The sequence below is a fragment of the Enterococcus sp. AMC2644 genome, assembly GCF_058216475.1.
Map to the genome: position 1 here is coordinate 1984028 of NZ_CM177095.1, position 21443 is coordinate 2005470.

Here is a 21443-nt window from a genome sequence, read left to right on the forward strand (position 1 = left end):
TAGCGATGCTCTGATAGGTTGTGTTATCCTTTTAATAAGAGGAGGGAAAAAATATGCAAGAATTCTATGAATTATCTGATGGGTTTCAAATTCCCAAAGTTGGTTTTGGCACATACAGTTTGAATGGCTCTTATGGAACGCGCGTTATCGAACAAGCGTTAACTACAGGGTATCGCTTAATTGATACGGCATTTAACTATGAAAATGAAGGAGCGGTTGGTCGAGCAATTAAAAATAGTAGTGTTCCACGCGATCAAATTACTGTGGCCTCAAAACTACCAGGAAGACATCATCGTTATCAAGAAGCAATGGTGACAATTGAAGAATCAGTGGCTCGTCTGAATTTAGACTATATCGACTTATATCTTATTCATTGGCCCAACCCTATTCAAAATCACTACGTTGAAGCATGGCAAGCGTTAATTGATGCACAAAAAGCGGGCTTAATTCGTTCGATTGGTGTCAGCAATTTTTTACCTGAACACATTGACCGTCTAGAAGCTGAAACAGGTGTTTTACCAGTTATCAATCAAGTAGAATTACATCCACACTTCAATCAAGAAAAGCAACGCCAATACGATAAATCAAAAAATATTATTACTGAAGCGTGGAGCCCACTGGGACGTGCAACAGAAATTTTACAAGACCCTGTATTGGATGAAATTGCTGTTCGTTATGGAAAGTCTATTCCACAAATTATTTTACGTTGGCAGTTACAGTTAGGAGTATTGCCTATCCCTAAAGCTTCCCATATTGCACGTCAAAAAAATAATTTGGCTATTTTTGATTTCGAATTACTCAATGAAGATATGGCATTAATCGCTTTGTTAAGTAAAGAAGAGGGACGTTTACAACAGCAAGACCCAGCTACCTACGAAGAATTTTAAGAGAAAAGAGAGCATGGCTCTCTTTTCTTTCTTTTTTAGATGGTAATTTCATGAAAATATCAGTATAATCGGTCTATCGTAACAATAGAAAGAGGAGGGATTGTTTGACAAAACAATTAAAAAAAGAAATCTCGCTAATTGGTGCCTTATCAACTGTTATGGGAACAGTCATCGGCGCAGGTGTTTTTTTTAAAGCTGCTGCTGTCGTCTCGCAAACACAATCAGCCGGCTTAACCTTATTTGCTTGGCTATTAGCAGGATTTTTAACCATTTGTGGCGGTTTAACTGTAGCAGAATTAGCAACAGCGATTCCTGAAACCGGAGGGCCAATTAAATACATCGAAGTTGCCTACGGAAAATTGCCAGCATTTTTATTAGGTTGGGCTCAAAGCATTATTTATTTTCCAGCAAATATTGCGGCATTAAGTATTATTTTTGCGACCCAATGTTTGAATTTATTCCATTTAGAAGCTCAGTTTTTATTGCCATTATCCATTATAACAGCTTGTAGTGTCACAGGAATTAACTTATTGGGAACGAAAATCGCTGCTAATGTGCAGTCGGTGACATTGCTGGTCAAATTGATTCCTATTGCAGTAATTATTATTGCTGGTTTATTGATGCCTGGAAAGGTTGCTGTTTCAATTGTTGATATTTCAATTGGTAGTACCGATAAATCGTGGGCTGCTGGCTTTAGCGCAGCTTTATTAGCAACCTTGTTTGCTTACGATGGTTGGCTAAACGTAGGAACAGTAGCAGGTGAAATGAAACGACCAGAAAGAGACTTACCAAAAGCCATCATTTTTGGCTTAAGTTTTGTTACATTGATTTATTGGTTAATTAACTTAGTATTTTTAAAGACCTTACCAATCGAACAAATTGCTGGTAATTTAAATTCTTCTTCGGAAGTGGCAACTGTATTTTTTGGTAATATAGGTGGGAAAATTGTCACAATAGGAATTTTAATTTCAGTGTATGGCGCATTGAATGGTTATACAATGACCGGAATTCGCGTGCCGTATGCACTAGCGCTAAAAGATGAGTTTTTATTTAGCAAACAAATGAAAAAACTGTCAAAAAACACAGCAATCCCTTATATGGCTGCATGTTTCCAATTAGCCATTGCTTGCGTGATGATGAGTATTGGTACATTTGATTTGTTAACAGATATGCTCGTCTTTGTTATGTGGTTTTTCAGCATTCTAATTTTTGTTGCCGTCTTTTTATTGCGTCGTCGTTTTCCAGAAATGCCACGACCTTATAAAGTCCCGTTGTATCCAATAACACCTCTAGTTGCAATTTTAGGTGGAGGTTTTATCTTGATTATGACAACCATTACAACACCAATGTTAGTGATTACCGGAATTGGTATTACTGCTATTGGTATTCCAGTTTTTTATTATTTGCAACGTAAATACCATTAAAAAATGAGCCTGCAACATAAGTAAATCAACTTATGTTACAGGCTCTATTTTTTAGTTAAGAATCTTTAAGGTATTTACAATATCTTTCAAAGTTTTTGAAATGCTTTGTAATTCGCTGACGTGTCCGACAAATTCTTCCATCGTTGCTAAAACCTCTTCGGCATTCGCTGAAACTTCTTGCGTTCCTGCAGCATTTTCTTCCGTCGATGCTGAAATGCTTTCTAAGTTTTCTAAAACTGAGTTTTGCACAGTTACGATTCGGTTGGTTGATTGCTCAATTTCTTGGACGCCTTGAATCATCAAGGTATTTCGATTGAAGACCTCTTCAGCTGAGACAATGGCTTGTTCTATTAAACGGGTTTGAGTTTCGCCACCTTCTAGAGAGCGTGAAGCTTGCTCAACCATCTCTGTTGATTGATTTTGAATGGTTGAAATAATTGTTTCGATTTCTTTTGTAGAGCTTTTACTTTGTTCGGCTAATTGACGAATCTCAGCAGCAACCACTGCAAAACCTTTACCTGATTCACCCGCACGAGCTGCTTCAATGGAGGCATTTAAGGCCAATAAGTTTGTTTGATAAGAGATATCGTTGATGACATTGATAATTTGATTAATCGCTTGAATACTTTGATTCATGGTATTCATGCTACTTACTAAGTGACTCATTTGGGCAAGCTCTTGTTGCCAGCTTGAGTTAACGGCACTCATCACATCCATACTTTGTTGGTTAATTTGTGTTGATTCACTTGATTGTTCGTTCATCGTTGTAACGTTATTGGTTAGTTCGTAAACAACATCTGACAGTTGCTGCATTTGAGTGACACTGTGTTCTGTTTCTTGCGCTTGCGTACCTGTTACTTCTGCAATACCAGTAATCGTTTCAGTCACTTCACTAGTTGCAGAGCTGGTTTGTTGAGCTAATTCCAACAAAGAATCGGCCATCGTAGCAACAACGTCACTTTGTTTTTTGGTATTTGTTAGCAAATGACCAGTACTCTTAATCATTTCATTGTAACTATCAGCCATTCTGTGAATTTCATTTCCTTGCGGATCAGGATAGACGTAGTTTTTTGCACTAGCTGCGATATTAAAGTTGAGACGATTTTTCTTCTTCTTAGAAATAGGCCGGTAGACACCATTTTTTATTTCATCAAATAATTCTACAAAGACTAAAATGACATTTTTAATCATATTTCGTACTAGGTAAGAGAACAAAAATACAATGACGAAGAGAATCGCAGCAATAATCGCTGAAGAAGTCAATAAAGAATTTTTTTCCTTATCATATTCCGTTGAATGTAGGGAAGCAAATGCCCAAATTTTCGATTTGGGATTTGCACCCTTATCAAAGTAGATGCTCGAAATATCTCCCTCATGATAGGCAATATTGTCCGTTTCTTGACTGTTCTCTTTCATTTTTAGAAAAGCCTCGTTGTCAGAAATATCGATGCCGATACGTTTTGGATCAAAATCAGCAATAATAATTCCTTTATCCGTAGTAAGTGAAATTTGTCCAGTACGCCCAATTCGCAAATCCTGAATTAATTTATTAACACTTTCGTAGGATATTTCTAAGCTAAGAACGCCCCAATCACCCTTATCATTCGTAATAACTTGTGAAACGGCATTAACAAATTCCTTGGTTACGACATCTTGATAAGGAGTAGACCAATTGGATTTGCCATCACTCGCAACAGCTTCTTTAAACCAAGGTCTTTCCGGTGCTTGGAAATCTGCTGGGAGGGTTACATTGGATACAAATTTATTATCTGGTGTTGCAAAAATAATAGATTTAATCTGAAGATCGCCGTTGGCTGCAAAATCAATAGCAGAGCGAATTTCTGCCATATTAAAATCTTTTTTGAAAAAATCATTTTTAGCGAAAGTGTTAAAACGTGATTCAGCATTTGCAACAAGATTTTCTTTTTCAGTCATTACTGCCCGAGTCGCACTTTCTTTGGTGATATCATTACGCTTTTCCAGAATATTGGTAGTAAGAGCAAATGAGCTAAATAACATTGCCAATACAGGAATTAGAGCAAGCAACACTAAGACGCTTAGAATTAGCGTGCCAATACTTTTTGACTTTTTCATAACTCTCCTCATTTCTATATAGAAATTGTTTGTTGTTACACATAAGATAAATCGGTTAGTTAAAGGAATAGTTAAGTGCAAAAATGCATCGAAACAAAAAATGTTTCGATGCATAAAATTAGTCAGCTTTAATGATTTCTAAATTGCTTACCATTTGTTTCAAATTCTCTGAGATTCCTTGTAAATCAGCTACATGATTGACAAATTCTTCCATTGTTGCTAAAACTTCTTCGGCATTCGCAGAAACTTCCTGTGTGCCTGCAGCATTTTCTTCCGTCGATGCTGAAATACTTTCAAGGTTTTCAAGAACACTATTTTGAATAGAGACAATCTGATTAGTCGATTGTTCAATTTCTTGGGTACTATCAAAAATCGCAGTATTCCGTTCAAAGACTTCTTGAGCAGAAGTAATCGCTTCGTTGATTAAATAGGTTTGTTTTTCCCCACCATCTAAGGAACGTGTTGTTTGTTCAACCATATTGCTTGATTGGTGTTGAATGGTTTCGATAATTCCTTCAATTTCTTTGGTAGAAGCCTTGCTTTGCTCGGCTAGTTGACGAATTTCAGCAGCAACGACTGCAAAGCCTTTCCCCGTTTCACCTGCACGAGCTGCTTCAATGGAGGCATTTAAAGCCAATAAGTTTGTTTGGTAGGAAATATCATTGATGACATGAATGATTTGATTAATCGCTTGAATATTTTGATTCATATCACTCATTCCATCAACTAATGTTTTCGTTTGTGCTAGCTCACTTTGCCAACTTGTATTAACTTTGTTCATCACAGTCATACTTTGTTGATTACTTTGATTGGCGTTTTCTGATTGTTGGTTTAAACTATCAACATTTGTTGTTAGTTTTTGAATCACAGTCGAAAGTTGTTGCATTTGAGCAACACTATGCTCAGTTTCTTGTGCTTGCATTCCAGTCACTTGTGCCACACCAGTAATTGTTTCAGTGACATCGCCAGTTGCAGAAGTTGTTTGTTGAGATAATTCCAAAAGCGATTCCGCCATATTGGCAATTTGTTGGCTTTGTTGTTGTGTACGATGAATGATTTTTTCTACACCATCAATCATATCATTGTAACTAGCTGCCATTCGATGAATTTCATTCCCGTTCGCATTTGGATATAAGTAATGACGAGCATTTTCGACAACTTTATAGAAGGGCGCCCGTTTTTTCCTCTTCTTGGCAATTTGATGATATTTCCCGTCTTTTATCTGATTGAATAATTCAACAAAGATGAGAATAATTTCTTTGATCATGTTTGTTGCAAAAAAGGCAAAGATAGTCATTAACAACAACATAATTACCGCAATTATTGAAGAACTAAAGAGTAGTGAACGACTTTCTTTGGTATATTCACCTTTGTAAATCGTTGCATAAGTCCAACTGTGACTATCTGCTTCAGTACCTTTATCAAAAAAGATGTTTTCTATATTAGCCGGAAGATTTTCAGTAAGATTCCCTTTTTGAGTGGGGGATTGTTTTATTTGTTGATAAAGTGCAGTGTCAGACACGTCTTTCCCCACACGCTCTTGCTGAGCATCAGCAATAATGACCCCGTCTTTTGTCATTAGCGAAACATGCCCAGTTTGGCCAATCGTTAAGTCATTTAAAATTTTAGTAACGCTTTCATAGGAAATGTCCATACTAATAATTCCCCATTCTCCTTGATCGGAGCGAATCATTTTAGAGACCGTATTGACAAAATTCCCAGTGACTAAATCTTGATAGGGAACAGACCAAATAGGACTACCATTTCCTTCAACACCATCTTTAAACCAAGGGCGTTCGCTAGGCTTATAGTCCTTAGGTAACTCATTTGTTGCTGTGAAACGATCATCCAATGTAGCAAAAGTAATCGCTGTGATATTTGTTTCACCAGCTAGAGCTGTTCGTAAAGTTTTACGAATCTCAGGAAAATCAAATTTCTTTTTAAAAACTGCTTCTTCAGAAATGGCATCTAAACGTGACTTAGCATTGTCCAGCAGATTTTCTTTCTCAGAAATGACCGCCTGTGTGCCACTTTTTTGACTGATTAGATTCCGTTCTTTTAATAAATTAGTCGAGATATTAAAAGAACTGACTGACATAACAATGATTGGCAATAAGCTTAGAAAAATTAAGACGGATAAAATAATTGCGCCAATACTTTTTTGTTTTTTCACTTTTTCTCCCCATTTCAATCAATAATTTGTAGATAAATGATTTGTCTACAAAATTATTCAATCGGCTATTTATCGGATGAATTAAAGTGAAATGGCAAAAAATTTAAATTTTATCTGAAATATCTGGATTTATTTTAGATTACGGCATAAGGGAAATAAAAATAGCCAAACTATTTAGAGAAAACAGGCACTAAATAGTTTGGCTACATTATTCTTAAAGCAGCGTATGTCGCAGACGCTAAGTATTTATTCTTTTACGAAACTTGCTGATTGATTTCCAGCTTGACGACCAAAGATAATGATATCAGCAACGGCATTTCCACCGATACGGTTATTTCCGTGTAAACCACCTGTTACTTCACCAGCTGCGTATAAACCAGAGATCACTTTATCATCTTTATTGATTACTTGTGTATCTGTATTGATTTTTACACCACCCATTGTGTGATGGATTCCTGGAGCGATTTGAATGGCATAGAAAGGACCTTCTGTTAAATCGTAATCCATAGCTGTTTCACGACCAAATTCTTCGTCTTTTTTATCAGCAACAGCTTTATTCCAAGTATCTAAAGTTGCTTTTAGGGTTTCTTCTGGAACATCAATTTTTTTCGCTAATTCTTCAATAGTTGCTCCTTCTTCAACAACACCTTGTTCTTTATAAAAGTCTACTTGTTTGGCTCTTTTTGCTAAAGCGTCATCGAAAATTAGATAAGCGTAATGTTCAGGTAATTCCGTTTCAGCAGCTGAAACTTTATCGCGTGTTTCTAATTCGTTAAAGAAACGTTTCCCTTGTTGATTGACCAAGATAGCTCCTTCACCACGAACCGTTTCACTAATTAACATGCCATCTTTTTGAATAACTGTTGGATGAACTTGGATTTGGTCCATAGCTACTGTTTGTCCGCCTAAAGCTTCGATCATTTTAATACCGTCACCAGTGCTGCCTTCAGATGTTGTACTAACGTAACCTTTTAGGTCAGGACGGTATTCAGTAATCATTTCTTCATTTGAACCAAAACCACCAGTTGTTACGACAACTGCTTTGGCATTAACTTCTTTTTCTTCGCCATTAACAGCAACCGTTACACCTGAAATTTTTCCATCGGTCTCATTAATTTTTTTGACATCAGCATTTACAAATAAGGGGATTTCACGTTCATGAACATTACGTATTAACCCATCAACTAAATAGCCACCGACAGCTGATCCATCAGCTGGACGATGGATTCGTTTCACACTAGCACCACCACTATAGCTAATATTATTCAACGTAATTCCCATATTGTCTAACCAGTCAATAGCATCAGCGGAATGGTCCACGAAATAGCGAAGTAAATCACGATCGTTTGTTTCTTGACCACCTTTTAATGTATCTTCAAAAAAAGTATCGTTGCTGTCTTCAATCCCTTGTTCTTTTTGGAATTTCGTTTCAGAGGCATTCATACCACCTGAAGATTTTAATGTATTTCCCCCGGCAATTGGCATTTTTTCAAGAATGACTGGGTTTGCTCCATCTTCTTTGGCTTGAATGGCTGCTGCCATCCCGGCACCACCAGCACCCACAATAATTACGTCATAGCTCTCTTTTAATTGTGACGGATCTGTGTATTCTTGTTCAGATGCGCCAGAATTTGCATCGGATGAAGCACTAGTTTTTTCAGTAGATGAATTTGTCGCACTACTAGCACTACTAGAATTTGTGTTTCCACTACCACAAGCAGTAAGTAAGAAAGCTGAAACAATCAATAAACTACTTACAATTTTTTTCATTAAAATATCCCCCTAAAATTTGTTAACAAAGATAGTATAATATATCACAAATTAAAAAGCAATAATTTGTGCAAAATATGTTTAAATTCTCATGTTTTATTCTTTTTTTATTAAACATCCTTTTGTTTATTGGTTAATTTGTACTATAAGTTAGTGAAAAGTATATCAAAAAGAGGTATAATACTTCTAAATGAGAATCATTCTTATTGTAAGGAGGAGCACAAATGGAAATTGATTTAACAAAAAGTGTTTTTGAAATAGTGACATCTTATCCGCAAGTGAAGGAACTGATGTTTGAGATAGGTTTTAAAGAAATTACTAAACCAGGTATGTTACAAACGGCCGGTCGATATATGACGATTCCTAAAGGAGCAAAAATGAAAAAAATCCCTCTAGAAGAAATTGTCAGCTTATTTGAAGCCAATGGTTTTACAGTTAAAGGAGCATAGCATGAAACGAACACGAGAAGAACGTCAAAAACGAATTGTTGAAATTTTGTCTCTATTGCATGAAGGAGGGTCTTTTGAAGAAGCTAAACGTTTATTCAATGAAGAGTTTGATGGAGTAGATGTAACTGAAATTACGGCTGCTGAAAAAGCCTTAATTCAAGGTGGGTTAAATCCTGCTGAAATTCAAAGATTATGTAATATCCATGCGGCTGTTTTTAAAGGGTCGATTAATGATATTCACCATTCCAGTGCAGCTTATGCTCAACCAGGTCATCCAGTGCATACCTTGAAATTGGAAAACCAAGTGTTGCAATCGCTGTTGACTGACGAGATAGATAGTTTATTAGTGAAAATTTCAAAAGGTGATTGGGATGTAAAAGAGCGTCTTATTGCAGCAGTCACTGATTTATTACAGCTTGAAAAACATTATATGCGTAAAGAAACACTAATCTTTGCTTATATGGAAAAATATGGCATTACTGCACCTCCACAAGTTATGTGGGGCGTGGATGATGATATTCGTGCGATGATTAAAGAACTATTAGCTTATACTAAAAATGAAAAAATTGCTTATAATCCATTAGCTGAACGGTGGGAAGCTGTCAAAAATGAGATTGAGGAGATGATTTTTAAAGAAGAAGAAATTATGGTTCCGATGATTTTAGATGTTTTTAGCTTGAAAGACTGGGAAAAAATTGCTGCAGATAGCTTAGAAATTGGCTTTGCCTACATTCCCGAACCACTTCCATATAAAGCAAGTCAAGAAGAGATCGACAAAGAAGCTGAACGTGAGCCTTTACGCTTACTTGCTATCCAGCAAGCGAAAGAAACCACCGATGCGATTGCTGCTGGACTAGCTAATGAGTCAACAACTATTGAAGAAACCTATGAATGGGAACAAACAAATACAGCAGATAGTGTCGTTTTACCAACAGGTGTTTTACAAATTGAGCAACTGATTGCTGTATTTCAAGCTTTACCGGTTGACCTAACTTATGTAGATGAAAATGATCGCGTTCGGTTCTATTCAGAAGGCAAGGAGCGAATCTTTCCTCGGACGAAATCAGTCATAGGTCGTGAAGTAGTCAATTGTCATCCGCCAAAAAGTATGCACATGGTCCAACAAATTTTGGATGACTTTCGTTCGGGGACTCGCGAAGCTGCTGATTTTTGGATTGACTTAGGTCCCAAAAAAATCTATATTCGTTATTTTGCATTGAAAGACACATTAGGAAAATATTTAGGCTGCTTAGAAGTAACACAAGATATTACAGAAATACAAAAAATAGCTGGTCAAAACCGATTGCTGGAAGGTTTTACGAAATAGTTAAAAGGAAGAAATAAGACTAAAAACTTATTTCTTCCTTTTTTTTATTGCATTTTTATTGTGTTAGTTATATAATTCGCTTAAATAAAAGTTTAGGTTAACCTAAAAATATAGATGAGGTTAGCAATAATTATTTAAAGGGGGAAGAAACATGTTGAAGTTTCAACAAATTTCTGCTAGCTATGATGGGATTCATCAAGCCGTAGATCAAGTATCTTTTACAGTTGAAAAACCAGCAATCGTAGGCATTATTGGGCCAAATGGCGCAGGTAAGTCAACGTTTATCAAAGCAGCATTACATTTAATTTCAAATACAGGAGCCACCACTATTGATGGGCAACCATTAAAGACCGTTCAGAAAAAAATTGCTTACGTTGAACAAAAAACGGCCATCGATTACACATTTCCGATTACTGTTCGTGAATGTGTATCACTAGGTCTTTATCCTCAAAAAGCTATTTTCCAACGTTTTACAAAAAATGACTGGCAAAAAGTCGATGCAGCTTTGGAATTGGTGAAAATGAGTGAATTCAAAGAACGTCAAATTGGGGAGCTTTCAGGGGGACAATTTCAACGGGTATTAATTGCCCGAACATTGGTACAAGACGCTGCATATATTTTCTTAGATGAACCTTTTGTTGGTATTGATGCCACCAGTGAAAGCATTATTATGGATTTGTTACAAAATTTTAAAGCACAAGGTAAAACGATTTTTATTGTGCATCATGATTTAAGTAAGGTGGAAGAATACTTTGATGAGTTGGTCATTTTAAATAAAGAATTAATTGCTTACGGACCAACAAAAGCCGTCTTTACTGAAAATAATTTAGTTGCAGCATTTGGCGATTCAATTTTTATTAGAGGAGGTCGTTTAAATGATTAGTCATTTCATTGATGGGTTAGTCAATTACCATTTTTTACAAAATGCATTAATTACGTCGGTAGCGATTGGTGTCGTTGCTGGGGCGATAGGTTGTTTCATTATTTTACGAGGGATGTCCTTAATGGGAGACGCCATTTCCCATGCAGTCTTACCCGGTGTGGCATTGTCGTATATTTTAGGCGTGAATTTCTTTGTGGGGGCGATCGTGTTTGGTCTACTTGCATCGGTCCTAATTACGTATATTTCACAAAATAGTGTCATCAAAAGTGATACAGCAATAGGGATTACCTTTAGTTCATTTTTAGCACTGGGTGTGATTCTAATTGGTGTGGCTAACAGCTCAACAGACTTATTCCATATTTTATTTGGGAATGTCTTAGCTGTTCAAGATATTGATAAATGGATTACTTTAGGAATTACGTTACTTGTACTAATTCTGATTGCCTTATTTTTCCGACCACTGTTAATTACGTCGTTTGATCCGATGATGGCAAAAGCATTTGGTATGAAAGTCGAAGCATATCATTATTTGTTGATGATGTTATTAACTTTGGTTTCAGTTACAGCGATGCAAAGTGTTGGAACCATTTTGGTTGTTGCAATGTTGGTGACACCAGCAGCTACGGCTTATCTATTTACCAAACGTTTAAGTCATATGTTGTTATTATCTAGCTTTTTAGGAGGGCTTTCCTCTGTTATTGGTTTGTTTATCGGCTATAGTTTTAATATTGCAGCAGGCTCAAGTATTGTCTTAACAGCTGCAACAATGTTTGTTTTGGGCTTTTTATTATCACCCAAACAACGTGCCAAAAATGGCAAGAAAAATTGGCTTTTCGCTGTTGGCGTAGTTGCCCTGTTAGGTGGTGGTATCGCCTTATATACAAATCTACATGCTACGGAAGAAACAGAAGAAAAATTAAATGTTGTTGTAACCAATTCTATTTTAAAAGATATGACAGAACAGATTGCTGGCGATCATATCAACTTACACAGTATTGTACCGGTTGGTAAAGATCCCCATGAATATGAACCGTTGCCAGAAGATGTGCAAAAGTCAACCGATGCGGATGTCTTATTTTATAATGGGTTGAATCTGGAAACAGGAGGGAATGCCTGGTTCACGAAATTGATGAATAATGCAAAGAAAACCGTGAATGAAGATTATTTTGCAGTAAGTGATGGCGTGGAAGTTCTTTATTTAGAAGACGAAGCGGCTGGAAAAGAAGACCCGCATGCTTGGTTAAACTTAGAAAATGGCATGATTTATGCTAAAAATATTGCAAAACACCTTAGTGAAAAAGATCCAGAAAACGCAAGTATCTACCAAGAGAATCTTACGAAGTATTTAGCGTTGCTGAATGAATTGGATGAAGAAGCAAAAGCGAAGTTTGCCGCTATTCCGGATGATCGCAAATTAATCGTTACGAGTGAGGGCTGTTTTAAATACTTCTCGAAAGCCTATGATGTGCCGTCTGCTTATATTTGGGAAATTAATACCGAAGAAGAAGGTACGCCAGATCAAATTCGCTTGTTAGTGGATCAATTGAAAGAATCGAATGTTCAATCATTATTCATTGAAAGTAGTGTAAATCCTAAACCAATGCAAAGTGTTTCGAAAGATGCTGGAATTTCAATTTATTCTGAAATCTTTACGGATTCTGTTGCTGAACCAGGAAATGATGGAGATAGCTACTATGCTATGATGAAATGGAATTTGGATAAGATTCATGAAGGTTTAGCGAAATAAAAAGAGATCGTATCGAAATTAATCTTTCGATGCGATCTTTTCGTCTTTGGCAAGATGATAATAGATAATTTCGGGAGGAACGCCTAAACGCATTGGTACAACACTCATTCCTAAACCATTATTAATGGATAGCAATGTTTTATTGGCGAATAAGTACAGCCCTTTTTTATAAATGGTGGCACCAGGATGTTTGTATCGAACAAAGGGGAGGCGAATTTGACCGCCATGACTATGACCAGCTAAAATCAAGTCGTAGTTTTGGAGATTTTCAACTTTCTGTACACTATCCGGTTCATGAATCAACAGCAAATGCCATTGGGCAAGGGTTGATTCAAAATCAAATTTGGGTGAACCTTTTAAGCTATCGTCTATGCCAGCAATATTAATTGAAATATCTTTATTGGAGCCAAAAATTTCTTCGTTTTTTAGTAAGGTAAAACCAGATTCTTTAAGAACTTCACTGACAAAATACTGGCCATCACCTGAATAATCATGATTTCCTAAAACGGCAATTTTTCCCATAGGTGCAGACATTTTTTTTAATTTTTCAATTAAACGTTTTGTGTCACGACTTTGCCATTTTTTGTAGTTATCAATCAAATCTCCTGTAAAAATAATTAAATCCGGCGAAGTCTGCATGATTGAACGAATGACTCTATTTAAGCGGTATGGTTTATATACATGTGAAAAGTGAGTATCACTAATATGAGCAATGATCATATTGGTATTTTCTTCATATAAATCATAAGCATTGGAAATATCTAGGACCTGCATTTTATTTTTACGAATAAAATAATGCGTTTTCTTCAATCGGCGAGGCTCAATGAAGACCATATAAAGAAGAAGAAGAGCTATTGAAGTAAGTATCCCATAAAATATGTACATATACTGGGTCTCCTTTGCCATTTTTAATGAAACATATGTATATAGAATAGTGGATTACACACAAAAAAGCAATCGAACAAAAGAGAAAATTTCGCATAAAAAAGTCTGTCGAATACTTTATAAGAATCGACAGACACAAAAAAAAGCGAATTATTTTCTACGTCTAAAACGTGTTTTTTTGCCTTTTTTTGAAGGAAGTAAAAAGAGTAGACAATCATAAGGTAAGCTGATTAAAGACCACGCTAAGGCTTTACTTGATGGTTGGCTAACATACACACTACGGAATAAAAAATGCATGATAATCAGTCCAATAGCACCAAAAGCTAATAACCAGCTAGTCTGGTCAAAATAAGCAAATTGACGAAAGGATACAATCAACATGGGATATAAATAAAAGAAGGCAGCTGCTAAACCAAACCGCCAATTACGAGTTAATTGGTATAAGCTAAGTAAAAAGAACAAGGCAGATAAAAATATACCTAATGGTGGAAACAAACTTACTAAGAAAGAATACACCATCCCAAAAAGGAGCATTCCAGGACCTTTAACCAATGCAGTAATACCTACTAAAATGAGAAGGAAGACTACTTGTTGAGGAAAACTAGCAATCGTTAACAAACCAAATCCTAACAATAATAACCAATGAGTAAAGGTGTTGACTTGATTTTTATCAGAAACTCGTTGTTTTTGACGAAGGTGTTGTGCTACTTGTGGAAAATCTTTTTGAAAAGCTAATCCTTTGTCTTTGGCTCTTGAATAATAACGATATTGCGAACGTAAACGTTCCATCAAAATCCCTCCTTTTCCTTTTTCTACTATATTATAGGAAATCCTTGCTTCAAATGTATCCATCTTTAGGCGGATATTTCCCTAGGTCTTAAGAGATACTCGTTTCGAATTTAGCGAAAATGTGCTATTGTATACGAGAGAATTAGGAGGAAGAAAGATGATTTTTGATTCACATACACATTTAAATGCCGAGCAATTTAATGAAGATATTCCTGAAACGATTGCTCGTGCCAATGAATTAGGCGTAACTGAAATGGCAGTAGTTGGTTTTGATTATCCAACAATTGAGAAATCATTACAGTTAAGTAAAAACTATCAGGATATTTACAGCATCATTGGTTGGCATCCAACTGAAGCTGGTAGTTATACAAAAGAAGCCGAAGCATTCTTATTAGAACGTTTAAGCCAACCAAAAGTAGTGGCATTAGGCGAAATCGGCTTAGATTATTACTGGATGGAAGATCCAAAAGACGTACAAGAAAATGTTTTTCGTCGTCAAATTGCCATTGCTAAAGAGCATGGATTGCCAATCAGCATCCATATGCGGGAAGCTATTGAGGATACCTATCGTATTCTAAAAGATGCGGACATTCGTGAGATTGGTGGAATTATGCATAGCTTTAGTGGGGATGAAATTTGGGCTCAAAAATTTTTGGATTTAGGAATGCACCTTTCATTTAGTGGCGTAGTCACATTTAAAAAAGCATTAGACGTTCAAGAAGCAGCTAAAATTGTGCCGTGGGAGCGTCTATTAGTTGAAACAGATGCGCCTTATTTAGCACCAGTTCCTTATCGAGGCAAGCGTAATGAACCAGGATATACGCGCTTTGTTGTTGAAAAAATTGCAGAATTACGGGGAGTCACTTTTGAAGAAGTAGCCACTCAAACTACGACTAATGCTCATCGTCTATTTGGGATTGAGCGATGAGTAAGTTAGCGATTGAAGAAATCATTGTCGTTGAAGGCAAAGACGATACGCGCCGCATCCAAGAAGTGGTTATTGCAGATACCATTGAAACGATTGGTTCAGCAATTAATGAGGATATTTTAGAACAAATTGCCCATGCGCAAGAAACCCGTGGTGTGATTATTTTTACAGATCCTGATTTTTCAGGTGAGAAAATCCGCAAAACCATTATGCAAGTGGTTCCAGATGCGAAGCACGCTTTTTTACCTCGCAGTCAGGCCAAAGGCAAGCGTAAAGGAGCAAGTTTAGGTGTTGAGCACGCCAGTAATGCAGCGATTTTAGAAGCGTTGCGTAAGGTTGTTACACCGGTAACCAATCAAGAGCTAGGCATTCCGCGGCAGATGCTGTTAGATTATGGATTAATCGCAGGAGCGCAAGCAAAAGAACGTCGCGAAAAATTAGGCGATGAATTACGGATTGGCTATACAAACGGGAAACAATTAGCGAAGCGTTTAGCAATGTTTCGTATTACGGAAGAAGAGTTAGTAGAAGCAATGAAAAAAGTGGAGGAAAGCCTGTGAACGAAAAAAGAGAAATTGCTGTTCCATCAAGAACGAAAGAAATTCTTGCAAAACACGGTTTTACATTTAAGAAAAGTCTTGGACAGAACTTTTTAACTGAGCCCAATATTTTACGTAAGATTGTTGAAACAGCTGATATTACCGAGCAAACAAATGTCATTGAGGTCGGTCCCGGCATTGGTGCCTTGACGGAACATTTAGCTAAAAATGCGCAACAAGTGCTAGCTTTTGAAATCGATGATCGTTTGATTCCTGTTTTAGCAGACACATTGCAGGACTATCCGAATGTTCAAGTAATTCATCAAGACGTGTTAGCAGCGGATTTAATTCGTGTCACGAAGGAGAAATTTGCTAAAGACCTACCAATCAAAGTGGTAGCTAATTTACCTTACTATATTACCACACCCATTATGATGCACTTTTTAGAATCAGGTTTACCAGTCGCTGAAATGGTAGTAATGATGCAAAAAGAAGTTGCGGATCGAATTTCAGCGAAACCGGGAACCAAAGCCTATGGTTCGCTATCGATTGCTGTGCAATATTATATGGAAGCCAAATTAGCCTTTATTGTTCCCAAAACAGTTTTTGTTCCTCAACCTAATGTGGATTCAGCAATTTTAAAATTAACACGTCGCGCGCAACCAGCTGTTGAAGTTACAGATGAAAAAGAATTTTTCAAACTTACGAAAGCAGCATTTCAATTGCGTCGTAAAACACTTTGGAACAACCTGCAAAATAATTATGGCAAAGATGAAGCTACCAAAAAATGGCTACAGGATAGTTTAGAAACAGCTGGAATTGATCCTTCTCGTCGAGGCGAAACGTTAAGTTTAGCTGAATTTGCTGCTTTAAGCAACGCAATGGAAGCGAAAAAATCCTTGTAGACCAGCAATAAATAAACGCTATCAATGAAACAAAAATGACAGGAACGAACTAAAGCAATCCTCAAAAGCTAGACCCAAAAAACTAACTTTTGAGGATTGCTTTAGAACAACTGTTGTTTTTGTTTTTTTAAATTCAGGAAGTTTATTATCATGAGAAAACTGGAGTAGATGATGATTAGGGTAATCGAATGAGAAAAAACTTTTGAGATTAGTGGCGACTGCTAGAATATATATTTTTAGTACCCTACTAAAAATAAAGGTGAACATGCCTGTTATTGTGGTTTTGGCTTTACTATCCGAAGAATGGGGCAGTTGATTAAAAGGAGTCTGTCAACTGTTGTGAGAGAGCTGAATAGGAATGCTACGAAATTTAGAGTGTGTTCCTCTTCTTTAGCATAAAAGTTTTATCACAATACTAAGAGAAAATATAGTCGAAAGAGGATATTAGACTAGACTTCGTACTAGGAAATAATTCGTAAACTATTTTTTGAAAATAAATGTTTTTTAGAATAGATGTAACATCCGTTTCGGAAGAATATATCAAATCTATCATTCATAGAAAATACTTAAGTTGGAAAACGCCGTGTGAAGTACTTTCCAGTGAGTTCTCTACTTTAGTCTAACTGCTTATTATTGATGCTAAAATTGTATATCATAATAATTTCTCCATCTTCATCTTTATGACCAGTATCTTCAAATCCTAATAGTTTATATAGCTTAATTGCGGCTATATTATCGGGTTCTACACCCAAGGCAATTTTGTTCGTAATTCCTTCAGCCATGCTTTCTACTTTGTTTATTATAGCTACTAGAGCTTTTTTCCCTAACCCTTGACCTTGGAAATGTTTGTCAATAAAAAAGTGCCATAAATTGAACATATTTTCATCCTCGTCAAATATAATTGAAACATAGCCAATTAATATACTGTCTGAATAGATTCCAAAAGCATCTGTGACTTCTTTATTAGCAAAAGCATAAGCTAAGCTTTTACAAGGGTCAGCAACAAATGATTTTTGTTCTTCCTTTACACTTAGTTTTAATATGGAGTCAATATTTACCTTATTTACTTTTCTTAAAAAAATAGCCAATTCATTTTCCTCTTTTCTATCTAGTAATCTAAAGATGCTTCTTCTCTATCGCAGCGTTTTATTCAAATTATCTCTGGGAAATTTTCTTTTATTGTATCAATAATGGAAGTACCAGTAAATATGAATGATTTTGTATGTTGTACTTAGTTTAGTAATTCGACCGCGCTGAAAATCCAATTAGCTGTGCCGGATGAAAAATGACCGAAAGAATCGAATTTAGACGAAAGTGTCTTGACACCTTGCTTTTTTACGGATAGAATAGGTTCAGTTTGAAGTGTCTTGACACATTGGAGGAGAAAAAATGAAAACTAATTCTGTAAGAAAATTAACGATCGCAGCGTTATTAATAGCAATGGGAGTCATTATCCCCATGGTAATGCCTAAAATCGTGATTGGTCCGGCTTCTTTTACTTTAGCGAGTCATGTGCCATTATTTGTAGCGATGTTCTTTTCACCAAGTATTGCCATTGCAGTTGCCTTAGGTACGGCATTTGGTTTTATGATGACAGCCCCATTTATTATTGCCTTACGTGCTTTGTCACATATCGTTTTTGCGGTGATCGGTGCGAATTATTTACAAAAACATCCAGAAATCATTTTAAGTAATAAAAAATTTCAAGTATACAATGTTATTATTGGTCTCATTCATGCTAGTGTAGAAGCGATTGTCGTAGCCATTTTCTTCCTTGCCGGCAATAGTGCTGGTGCGACATATGATGGTAATCTTTTCGTTTTCGTGTTTGGGTTTATTGGTTTAGGTGGTTTTATTCATAGTCTAGTTGATTACAATATTGCTTTCTTCGTGATGAAATCATTGAGTAAAGCATTTGATGTCCCAGTTTTCTTACAAGCCAAAGAGGTTAATAAATAGATTTTCAGAATATTTACGGAAAATAACGAAAAATTAAGTGTATTTTATTGTTCAAACTTATTTCCTGTGCTATATTCAAGGCGTAGAGTAATCTACAAATAAAACAGAGTAGAAGACAAAGCGTTAAGTGCTGAGAGGATGGGATGTTGCCTCTTGGACGAAGGATGTTATCCGCGGTTTTGTTTTCGCATTCGCTGCATATTTATTTGTGTAGCAGCTCGTTAAGGAGATGCTAGAAATGAAAAGAAAAGTCAACGCACACATGATTACAAGCATGGGACTTTTGATCGCTTTAATGGTGGTCTTGACGCGTATTGTTGGATTCGAATCACAGTACCTTAAAATTACGTTTACCTTTGTACCAGAAATGGTCATGGGAATGTTGTTTGGGCCTTTTTGGACAGGCATAGGTGCAGTGGTTGCTGATTTGATTGGGATGGCATTGTTCGCCAAATCAACCTTTTTCATCGGCTTCACATTGAATGCTTTCGTTGGTGGAGCAATCTATGGATTCTTTTTCTACAATAAAGAAATAACCTGGAAAAATGCGATTTTGTGTACATTAACTAACACGATTATTATTGGTCTCATCCTGACACCGATTTGGTTAGCAATTATGTACAATCAACCATTAACAAGCTGGGTAATTTGGGCACCGCGTTTAGTTAAATCGGTGATTATGTTACCTGTTCAATCTGCAATGATTTATTTTGTCGGTCGTGTACTTCCGATGAAACGATTAACTAAAAATTTAAAATTTACAGCATAAATGCTAAAAAAATAGAGTTAAACATCCACTAAAGGAGGACACCATTTGAGGTCCTCCTTTTTTATTATTAGTGAGGCATTTCTCCAGGATTGCCCATCATACCACTAGGTCTGTCACCCATTATGTCAGTTTGAGTCACTTCTTCACCAGCTTCGGTCACATTAGTAATCGTATCAGAAAGTGTGAGCGTTCCAAGTTCAACACCATTAATAATCCCTTCGTCATATAAGCCGTTTTGAGCGCTGCTGTTCGCTTCAGTCCCGCTAATTAACGTATAAGTTTCACCGACTTTTAAATCGGCAGAAGAAATTGTGAGATGTTGGAAGTCTTTACTTGGCTGATAGGTGACGACTATGTTACCAGAACGATCTTGTAAACTAATGATGGAGCCTGCTTTTTGGATGCTATCAAAATAGATTCCCAAGGAAGGTTGGGTAGAAGTAGCAGAAACATTCATCGCCATCCCATTACTTCCTGCACTAATGAGGGTTCCACCAGTCAAGTCAAAAGTGCCATTGTAATCAAGTGCACCATTGTCGTTACCAGTAGGGCCATTGACAGTCACCGTACCACCAGTCATTTGAATTTTTCCATTACTATCCAAGCCATCTCCTTGCGCATCAATTGCTAGGGTGCCGCCATTGATAATTATTTGTTTACTATCATCTGCTTGCTCGCCACCGCCAGGGCCACCAACAGGTCCGCCAAAGGAATCTGCGTCAGATGTTCCTGCTTCAGAGCTACCGCCTGCATTGACCCCATCATCACTAGCAACCACTGTGACAGTCCCAGCATTTAAAGTAACAACACTTGCTTCTAATCCTTCGTAAGAGTCTGTGATTGCCAGCGTTCCGCCATCAATTGTTAACTGATTATCTGCGTGAATTCCGTCATCTTTTGAAGCTAGGTTTAACTTGCCATCAGTTATCGTAATATCCCCATTACTATGAAGACTATCATCGGCGCTATCAATAGCAATCGTCCCACTTTGAATCGCAATTGCTTTACCAGCTTTTAGACCTTTATAACTTTCATCAGCTGAAAGTGTGTCCTCGCCTGTTTGAATGGTCATATCTGCTTGTTGAATGGTCAGATTGCTTTCGGCTTGAATGCCATCACGCCCAGAAGTAATTAAAAAGCTCCCGCCATCGATGGTGACAAAACCCTTTGTTTCATCTTCCGAATTATTTGCTTGAATGCCATCGCCTTCTGTTGTTGTTAGCGTATAAAGACCATCTTTGATTTGAACAGAATCTTTCCCTTTTAGCGCATTATTTTTCGCATGAATTGTGTAATTGCCAGAAATTAAAATCAAGTCATCTTTACTACGAATGCCATTATTGAACTGTCCATTAATCACTAATTCGCCCTCACCGTTTAGCACTAAATCTTCTTTGCTAAAGAAAGCAGCATCCGGTTCAGTTGCCTCGGCTTCAAGTTGATAATCAGTGCCATCTGTTAAAGAATTAGTTGACTCATTTGCTAGAGTGGTAATTACTTTTTCAGCTTGCTCTATCAAAATAGCAGGACCAGAGTTGTTGGTAATGGTGACACCGTCTAAGATGAGATGAACCTGCTCTTCTTTTCCAACATGAACAAGAACTTGACCGTTAGTCAGTTCACCTGTCAGTGTATAGGTACCCGCCTTAGTAATGGTGACTAGCTGATTATCAACAGTCACGCCATCGCTTTCTTCAGTGTGCTCAGATAGTTGAATTGCTTGACTATCTGAGTCAGCAGTAAGGAAGTCTTCCTCTGCATATGAGCCAGCTGTTTCTGTTGTAGTAGCTAATTGAAGGACTTTGTTAGTAGCATCCGTACTTTCTGTGGCAGTTGTTTCATTGTGGGCACAAGCACCTAAGAATAAGGCACTCGCTAGCGAAACATACAACATTTTTTTCATAAACTTTCACGT

General features: G+C 36.8%; 18 protein-coding genes and 1 riboswitch. Of the genes, 11 read left to right on the forward strand and 7 right to left on the reverse strand.

Going from position 1 to position 21443, the window contains the following annotated elements; translation table 11 throughout:
• The first annotated feature begins 53 nt into the window (after positions 1 to 53).
• Positions 54 to 887: an aldo/keto reductase gene (locus AC4BC5_RS09600; RefSeq protein WP_490495177.1), complete on the forward strand. Its 834-nt coding sequence runs from the start codon at positions 54 to 56 to the stop codon at positions 885 to 887.
• 104 nt (positions 888 to 991) lie between these two features.
• Complete coding sequence (locus tag AC4BC5_RS09605; protein ID WP_490495178.1) at positions 992 to 2311, forward strand: APC family permease; 1320 nt, start codon at positions 992 to 994, stop codon at positions 2309 to 2311.
• 51 nt (positions 2312 to 2362) lie between these two features.
• Here AC4BC5_RS09605 and AC4BC5_RS09610 read toward each other — a convergent pair whose 3' ends face one another.
• The 3 genes from AC4BC5_RS09610 to AC4BC5_RS09620 form a co-directional block, all read right to left on the reverse strand.
• Complete coding sequence (locus AC4BC5_RS09610; RefSeq protein ID WP_490495179.1) at positions 2363 to 4405, reverse strand: methyl-accepting chemotaxis protein; 2043 nt, start codon at positions 4403 to 4405, stop codon at positions 2363 to 2365.
• Positions 4406 to 4523: 118 nt separating this feature from the next.
• Positions 4524 to 6578, reverse strand: a complete 2055-nt coding sequence (locus AC4BC5_RS09615) for a methyl-accepting chemotaxis protein (protein ID WP_490495180.1) — start codon at positions 6576 to 6578, stop codon at positions 4524 to 4526.
• Positions 6579 to 6824: 246 nt separating this feature from the next.
• Positions 6825 to 8348 (reverse strand): flavocytochrome c, encoded by a 1524-nt coding sequence (locus AC4BC5_RS09620; protein ID WP_490495181.1) that lies wholly within the window; start codon positions 8346 to 8348, stop codon positions 6825 to 6827.
• A gap of 224 nt (positions 8349 to 8572) precedes the next feature.
• On the opposite strand from AC4BC5_RS09620, the gene AC4BC5_RS09625 reads away from it, so the two are divergent.
• The 4 genes from AC4BC5_RS09625 to AC4BC5_RS09640 all read left to right on the forward strand — a co-directional run bounded on the left by AC4BC5_RS09625 (position 8573) and on the right by AC4BC5_RS09640 (position 12754).
• Complete coding sequence (locus AC4BC5_RS09625) at positions 8573 to 8797, forward strand: DUF1858 domain-containing protein (RefSeq protein WP_490495182.1); 225 nt, start codon at positions 8573 to 8575, stop codon at positions 8795 to 8797.
• Between the two features lies 1 nt (position 8798).
• The gene (locus AC4BC5_RS09630; RefSeq protein ID WP_490495183.1) at positions 8799 to 10124 is read left to right on the forward strand and encodes a DUF438 domain-containing protein; all 1326 of its coding nucleotides are present in this window, start codon (positions 8799 to 8801) and stop codon (positions 10122 to 10124) included.
• Positions 10125 to 10275: 151 nt separating this feature from the next.
• Positions 10276 to 11007, forward strand: coding sequence for a metal ABC transporter ATP-binding protein (locus AC4BC5_RS09635; RefSeq protein WP_490495184.1), 732 nt, complete (start codon positions 10276 to 10278; stop codon positions 11005 to 11007).
• Positions 11000 to 12754 carry a metal ABC transporter permease subunit gene (locus AC4BC5_RS09640; RefSeq protein WP_490495185.1) on the forward strand — a complete coding sequence of 585 codons (1755 nt, stop codon included), beginning with the start codon at positions 11000 to 11002 and terminating at the stop codon, positions 12752 to 12754. The genes AC4BC5_RS09635 and AC4BC5_RS09640 overlap by 8 nt, the downstream gene beginning before the upstream one ends.
• A gap of 18 nt (positions 12755 to 12772) precedes the next feature.
• On the opposite strand, the gene AC4BC5_RS09645 is transcribed toward AC4BC5_RS09640, so the two are convergent.
• Together AC4BC5_RS09645 and AC4BC5_RS09650 are read right to left on the reverse strand one after the other, a co-directional pair.
• Positions 12773 to 13639: a metallophosphoesterase gene (locus tag AC4BC5_RS09645; protein ID WP_490495186.1), complete on the reverse strand. Its 867-nt coding sequence runs from the start codon at positions 13637 to 13639 to the stop codon at positions 12773 to 12775.
• A gap of 150 nt (positions 13640 to 13789) precedes the next feature.
• Entirely contained in the window at positions 13790 to 14428 is a 639-nt protein-coding gene (locus AC4BC5_RS09650) for a hypothetical protein (RefSeq protein WP_490495187.1), read from the reverse strand.
• Between the two features lie 157 nt (positions 14429 to 14585).
• Between AC4BC5_RS09650 and AC4BC5_RS09655 the strand changes: the two genes are divergently transcribed.
• The 3 genes from AC4BC5_RS09655 to rsmA are packed head-to-tail and all read left to right on the forward strand — an operon-like array spanning position 14586 to position 16800.
• Positions 14586 to 15356 (forward strand): TatD family hydrolase, encoded by a 771-nt coding sequence (locus AC4BC5_RS09655; RefSeq protein WP_490495188.1) that lies wholly within the window; start codon positions 14586 to 14588, stop codon positions 15354 to 15356.
• Positions 15353 to 15916 carry a ribonuclease M5 gene (rnmV, locus tag AC4BC5_RS09660; RefSeq protein ID WP_490495189.1) on the forward strand — a complete coding sequence of 188 codons (564 nt, stop codon included), beginning with the start codon at positions 15353 to 15355 and terminating at the stop codon, positions 15914 to 15916. The genes AC4BC5_RS09655 and rnmV overlap by 4 nt, the downstream gene beginning before the upstream one ends.
• Entirely contained in the window at positions 15913 to 16800 is an 888-nt protein-coding gene (gene rsmA, locus AC4BC5_RS09665; protein WP_490495190.1) for a 16S rRNA (adenine(1518)-N(6)/adenine(1519)-N(6))-dimethyltransferase RsmA, read from the forward strand. Before rnmV ends, rsmA begins: the two co-directional genes overlap by 4 nt.
• A 614-nt stretch (positions 16801 to 17414) precedes the next feature.
• On the opposite strand, the gene AC4BC5_RS09670 is transcribed toward rsmA, so the two are convergent.
• Positions 17415 to 17888, reverse strand: a complete 474-nt coding sequence (locus tag AC4BC5_RS09670; protein WP_490495191.1) for a GNAT family N-acetyltransferase — start codon at positions 17886 to 17888, stop codon at positions 17415 to 17417.
• A gap of 301 nt (positions 17889 to 18189) precedes the next feature.
• Between AC4BC5_RS09670 and AC4BC5_RS09675 the strand changes: the two genes are divergently transcribed.
• Together AC4BC5_RS09675 and AC4BC5_RS09680 are read left to right on the forward strand one after the other, a co-directional pair.
• The gene (locus AC4BC5_RS09675; RefSeq protein WP_490495192.1) at positions 18190 to 18759 is read left to right on the forward strand and encodes a hypothetical protein; all 570 of its coding nucleotides are present in this window, start codon (positions 18190 to 18192) and stop codon (positions 18757 to 18759) included.
• Positions 18760 to 18861: 102 nt separating this feature from the next.
• A riboswitch (THF riboswitch) is annotated at positions 18862 to 18958 on the forward strand.
• Positions 18959 to 18988: 30 nt separating this feature from the next.
• A complete protein-coding gene (locus AC4BC5_RS09680; protein ID WP_490495193.1) occupies positions 18989 to 19528 on the forward strand; it encodes a folate family ECF transporter S component in 540 nt (179 codons plus the stop codon).
• A gap of 67 nt (positions 19529 to 19595) precedes the next feature.
• On the opposite strand, the gene AC4BC5_RS09685 is transcribed toward AC4BC5_RS09680, so the two are convergent.
• Complete coding sequence (locus AC4BC5_RS09685) at positions 19596 to 21431, reverse strand: carbohydrate-binding domain-containing protein (RefSeq protein ID WP_490495194.1); 1836 nt, start codon at positions 21429 to 21431, stop codon at positions 19596 to 19598.
• Positions 21432 to 21443 lie beyond the last annotated feature (12 nt).

What these genes read in the sequence shown, in the direction of transcription:
- AC4BC5_RS09680 (WP_490495193.1), top strand. Translation starts at nt 18,989, where the DNA reads ATGCTAGAAATGAAAAGAAAAGTCAACGCACACATGATTACAAGCATG.
- AC4BC5_RS09640 (WP_490495185.1), top strand. Translation starts at nt 11,000, where the DNA reads ATGATTAGTCATTTCATTGATGGGTTAGTCAATTACCATTTTTTACAA.
- AC4BC5_RS09610 (WP_490495179.1), bottom strand. Translation starts at nt 4,405, where the DNA reads ATGAAAAAGTCAAAAAGTATTGGCACGCTAATTCTAAGCGTCTTAGTG.
- AC4BC5_RS09600 (WP_490495177.1), top strand. Translation starts at nt 54, where the DNA reads ATGCAAGAATTCTATGAATTATCTGATGGGTTTCAAATTCCCAAAGTT.
- AC4BC5_RS09635 (WP_490495184.1), top strand. Translation starts at nt 10,276, where the DNA reads ATGTTGAAGTTTCAACAAATTTCTGCTAGCTATGATGGGATTCATCAA.
- AC4BC5_RS09645 (WP_490495186.1), bottom strand. Translation starts at nt 13,639, where the DNA reads ATGTACATATTTTATGGGATACTTACTTCAATAGCTCTTCTTCTTCTT.
- rnmV (WP_490495189.1), top strand. Translation starts at nt 15,353, where the DNA reads ATGAGTAAGTTAGCGATTGAAGAAATCATTGTCGTTGAAGGCAAAGAC.
- AC4BC5_RS09655 (WP_490495188.1), top strand. Translation starts at nt 14,586, where the DNA reads ATGATTTTTGATTCACATACACATTTAAATGCCGAGCAATTTAATGAA.
- AC4BC5_RS09620 (WP_490495181.1), bottom strand. Translation starts at nt 8,348, where the DNA reads ATGAAAAAAATTGTAAGTAGTTTATTGATTGTTTCAGCTTTCTTACTT.
- AC4BC5_RS09630 (WP_490495183.1), top strand. Translation starts at nt 8,799, where the DNA reads ATGAAACGAACACGAGAAGAACGTCAAAAACGAATTGTTGAAATTTTG.
- AC4BC5_RS09625 (WP_490495182.1), top strand. Translation starts at nt 8,573, where the DNA reads ATGGAAATTGATTTAACAAAAAGTGTTTTTGAAATAGTGACATCTTAT.
- AC4BC5_RS09685 (WP_490495194.1), bottom strand. Translation starts at nt 21,431, where the DNA reads ATGAAAAAAATGTTGTATGTTTCGCTAGCGAGTGCCTTATTCTTAGGT.
- AC4BC5_RS09650 (WP_490495187.1), bottom strand. Translation starts at nt 14,428, where the DNA reads ATGGAACGTTTACGTTCGCAATATCGTTATTATTCAAGAGCCAAAGAC.
- AC4BC5_RS09675 (WP_490495192.1), top strand. Translation starts at nt 18,190, where the DNA reads ATGAAAACTAATTCTGTAAGAAAATTAACGATCGCAGCGTTATTAATA.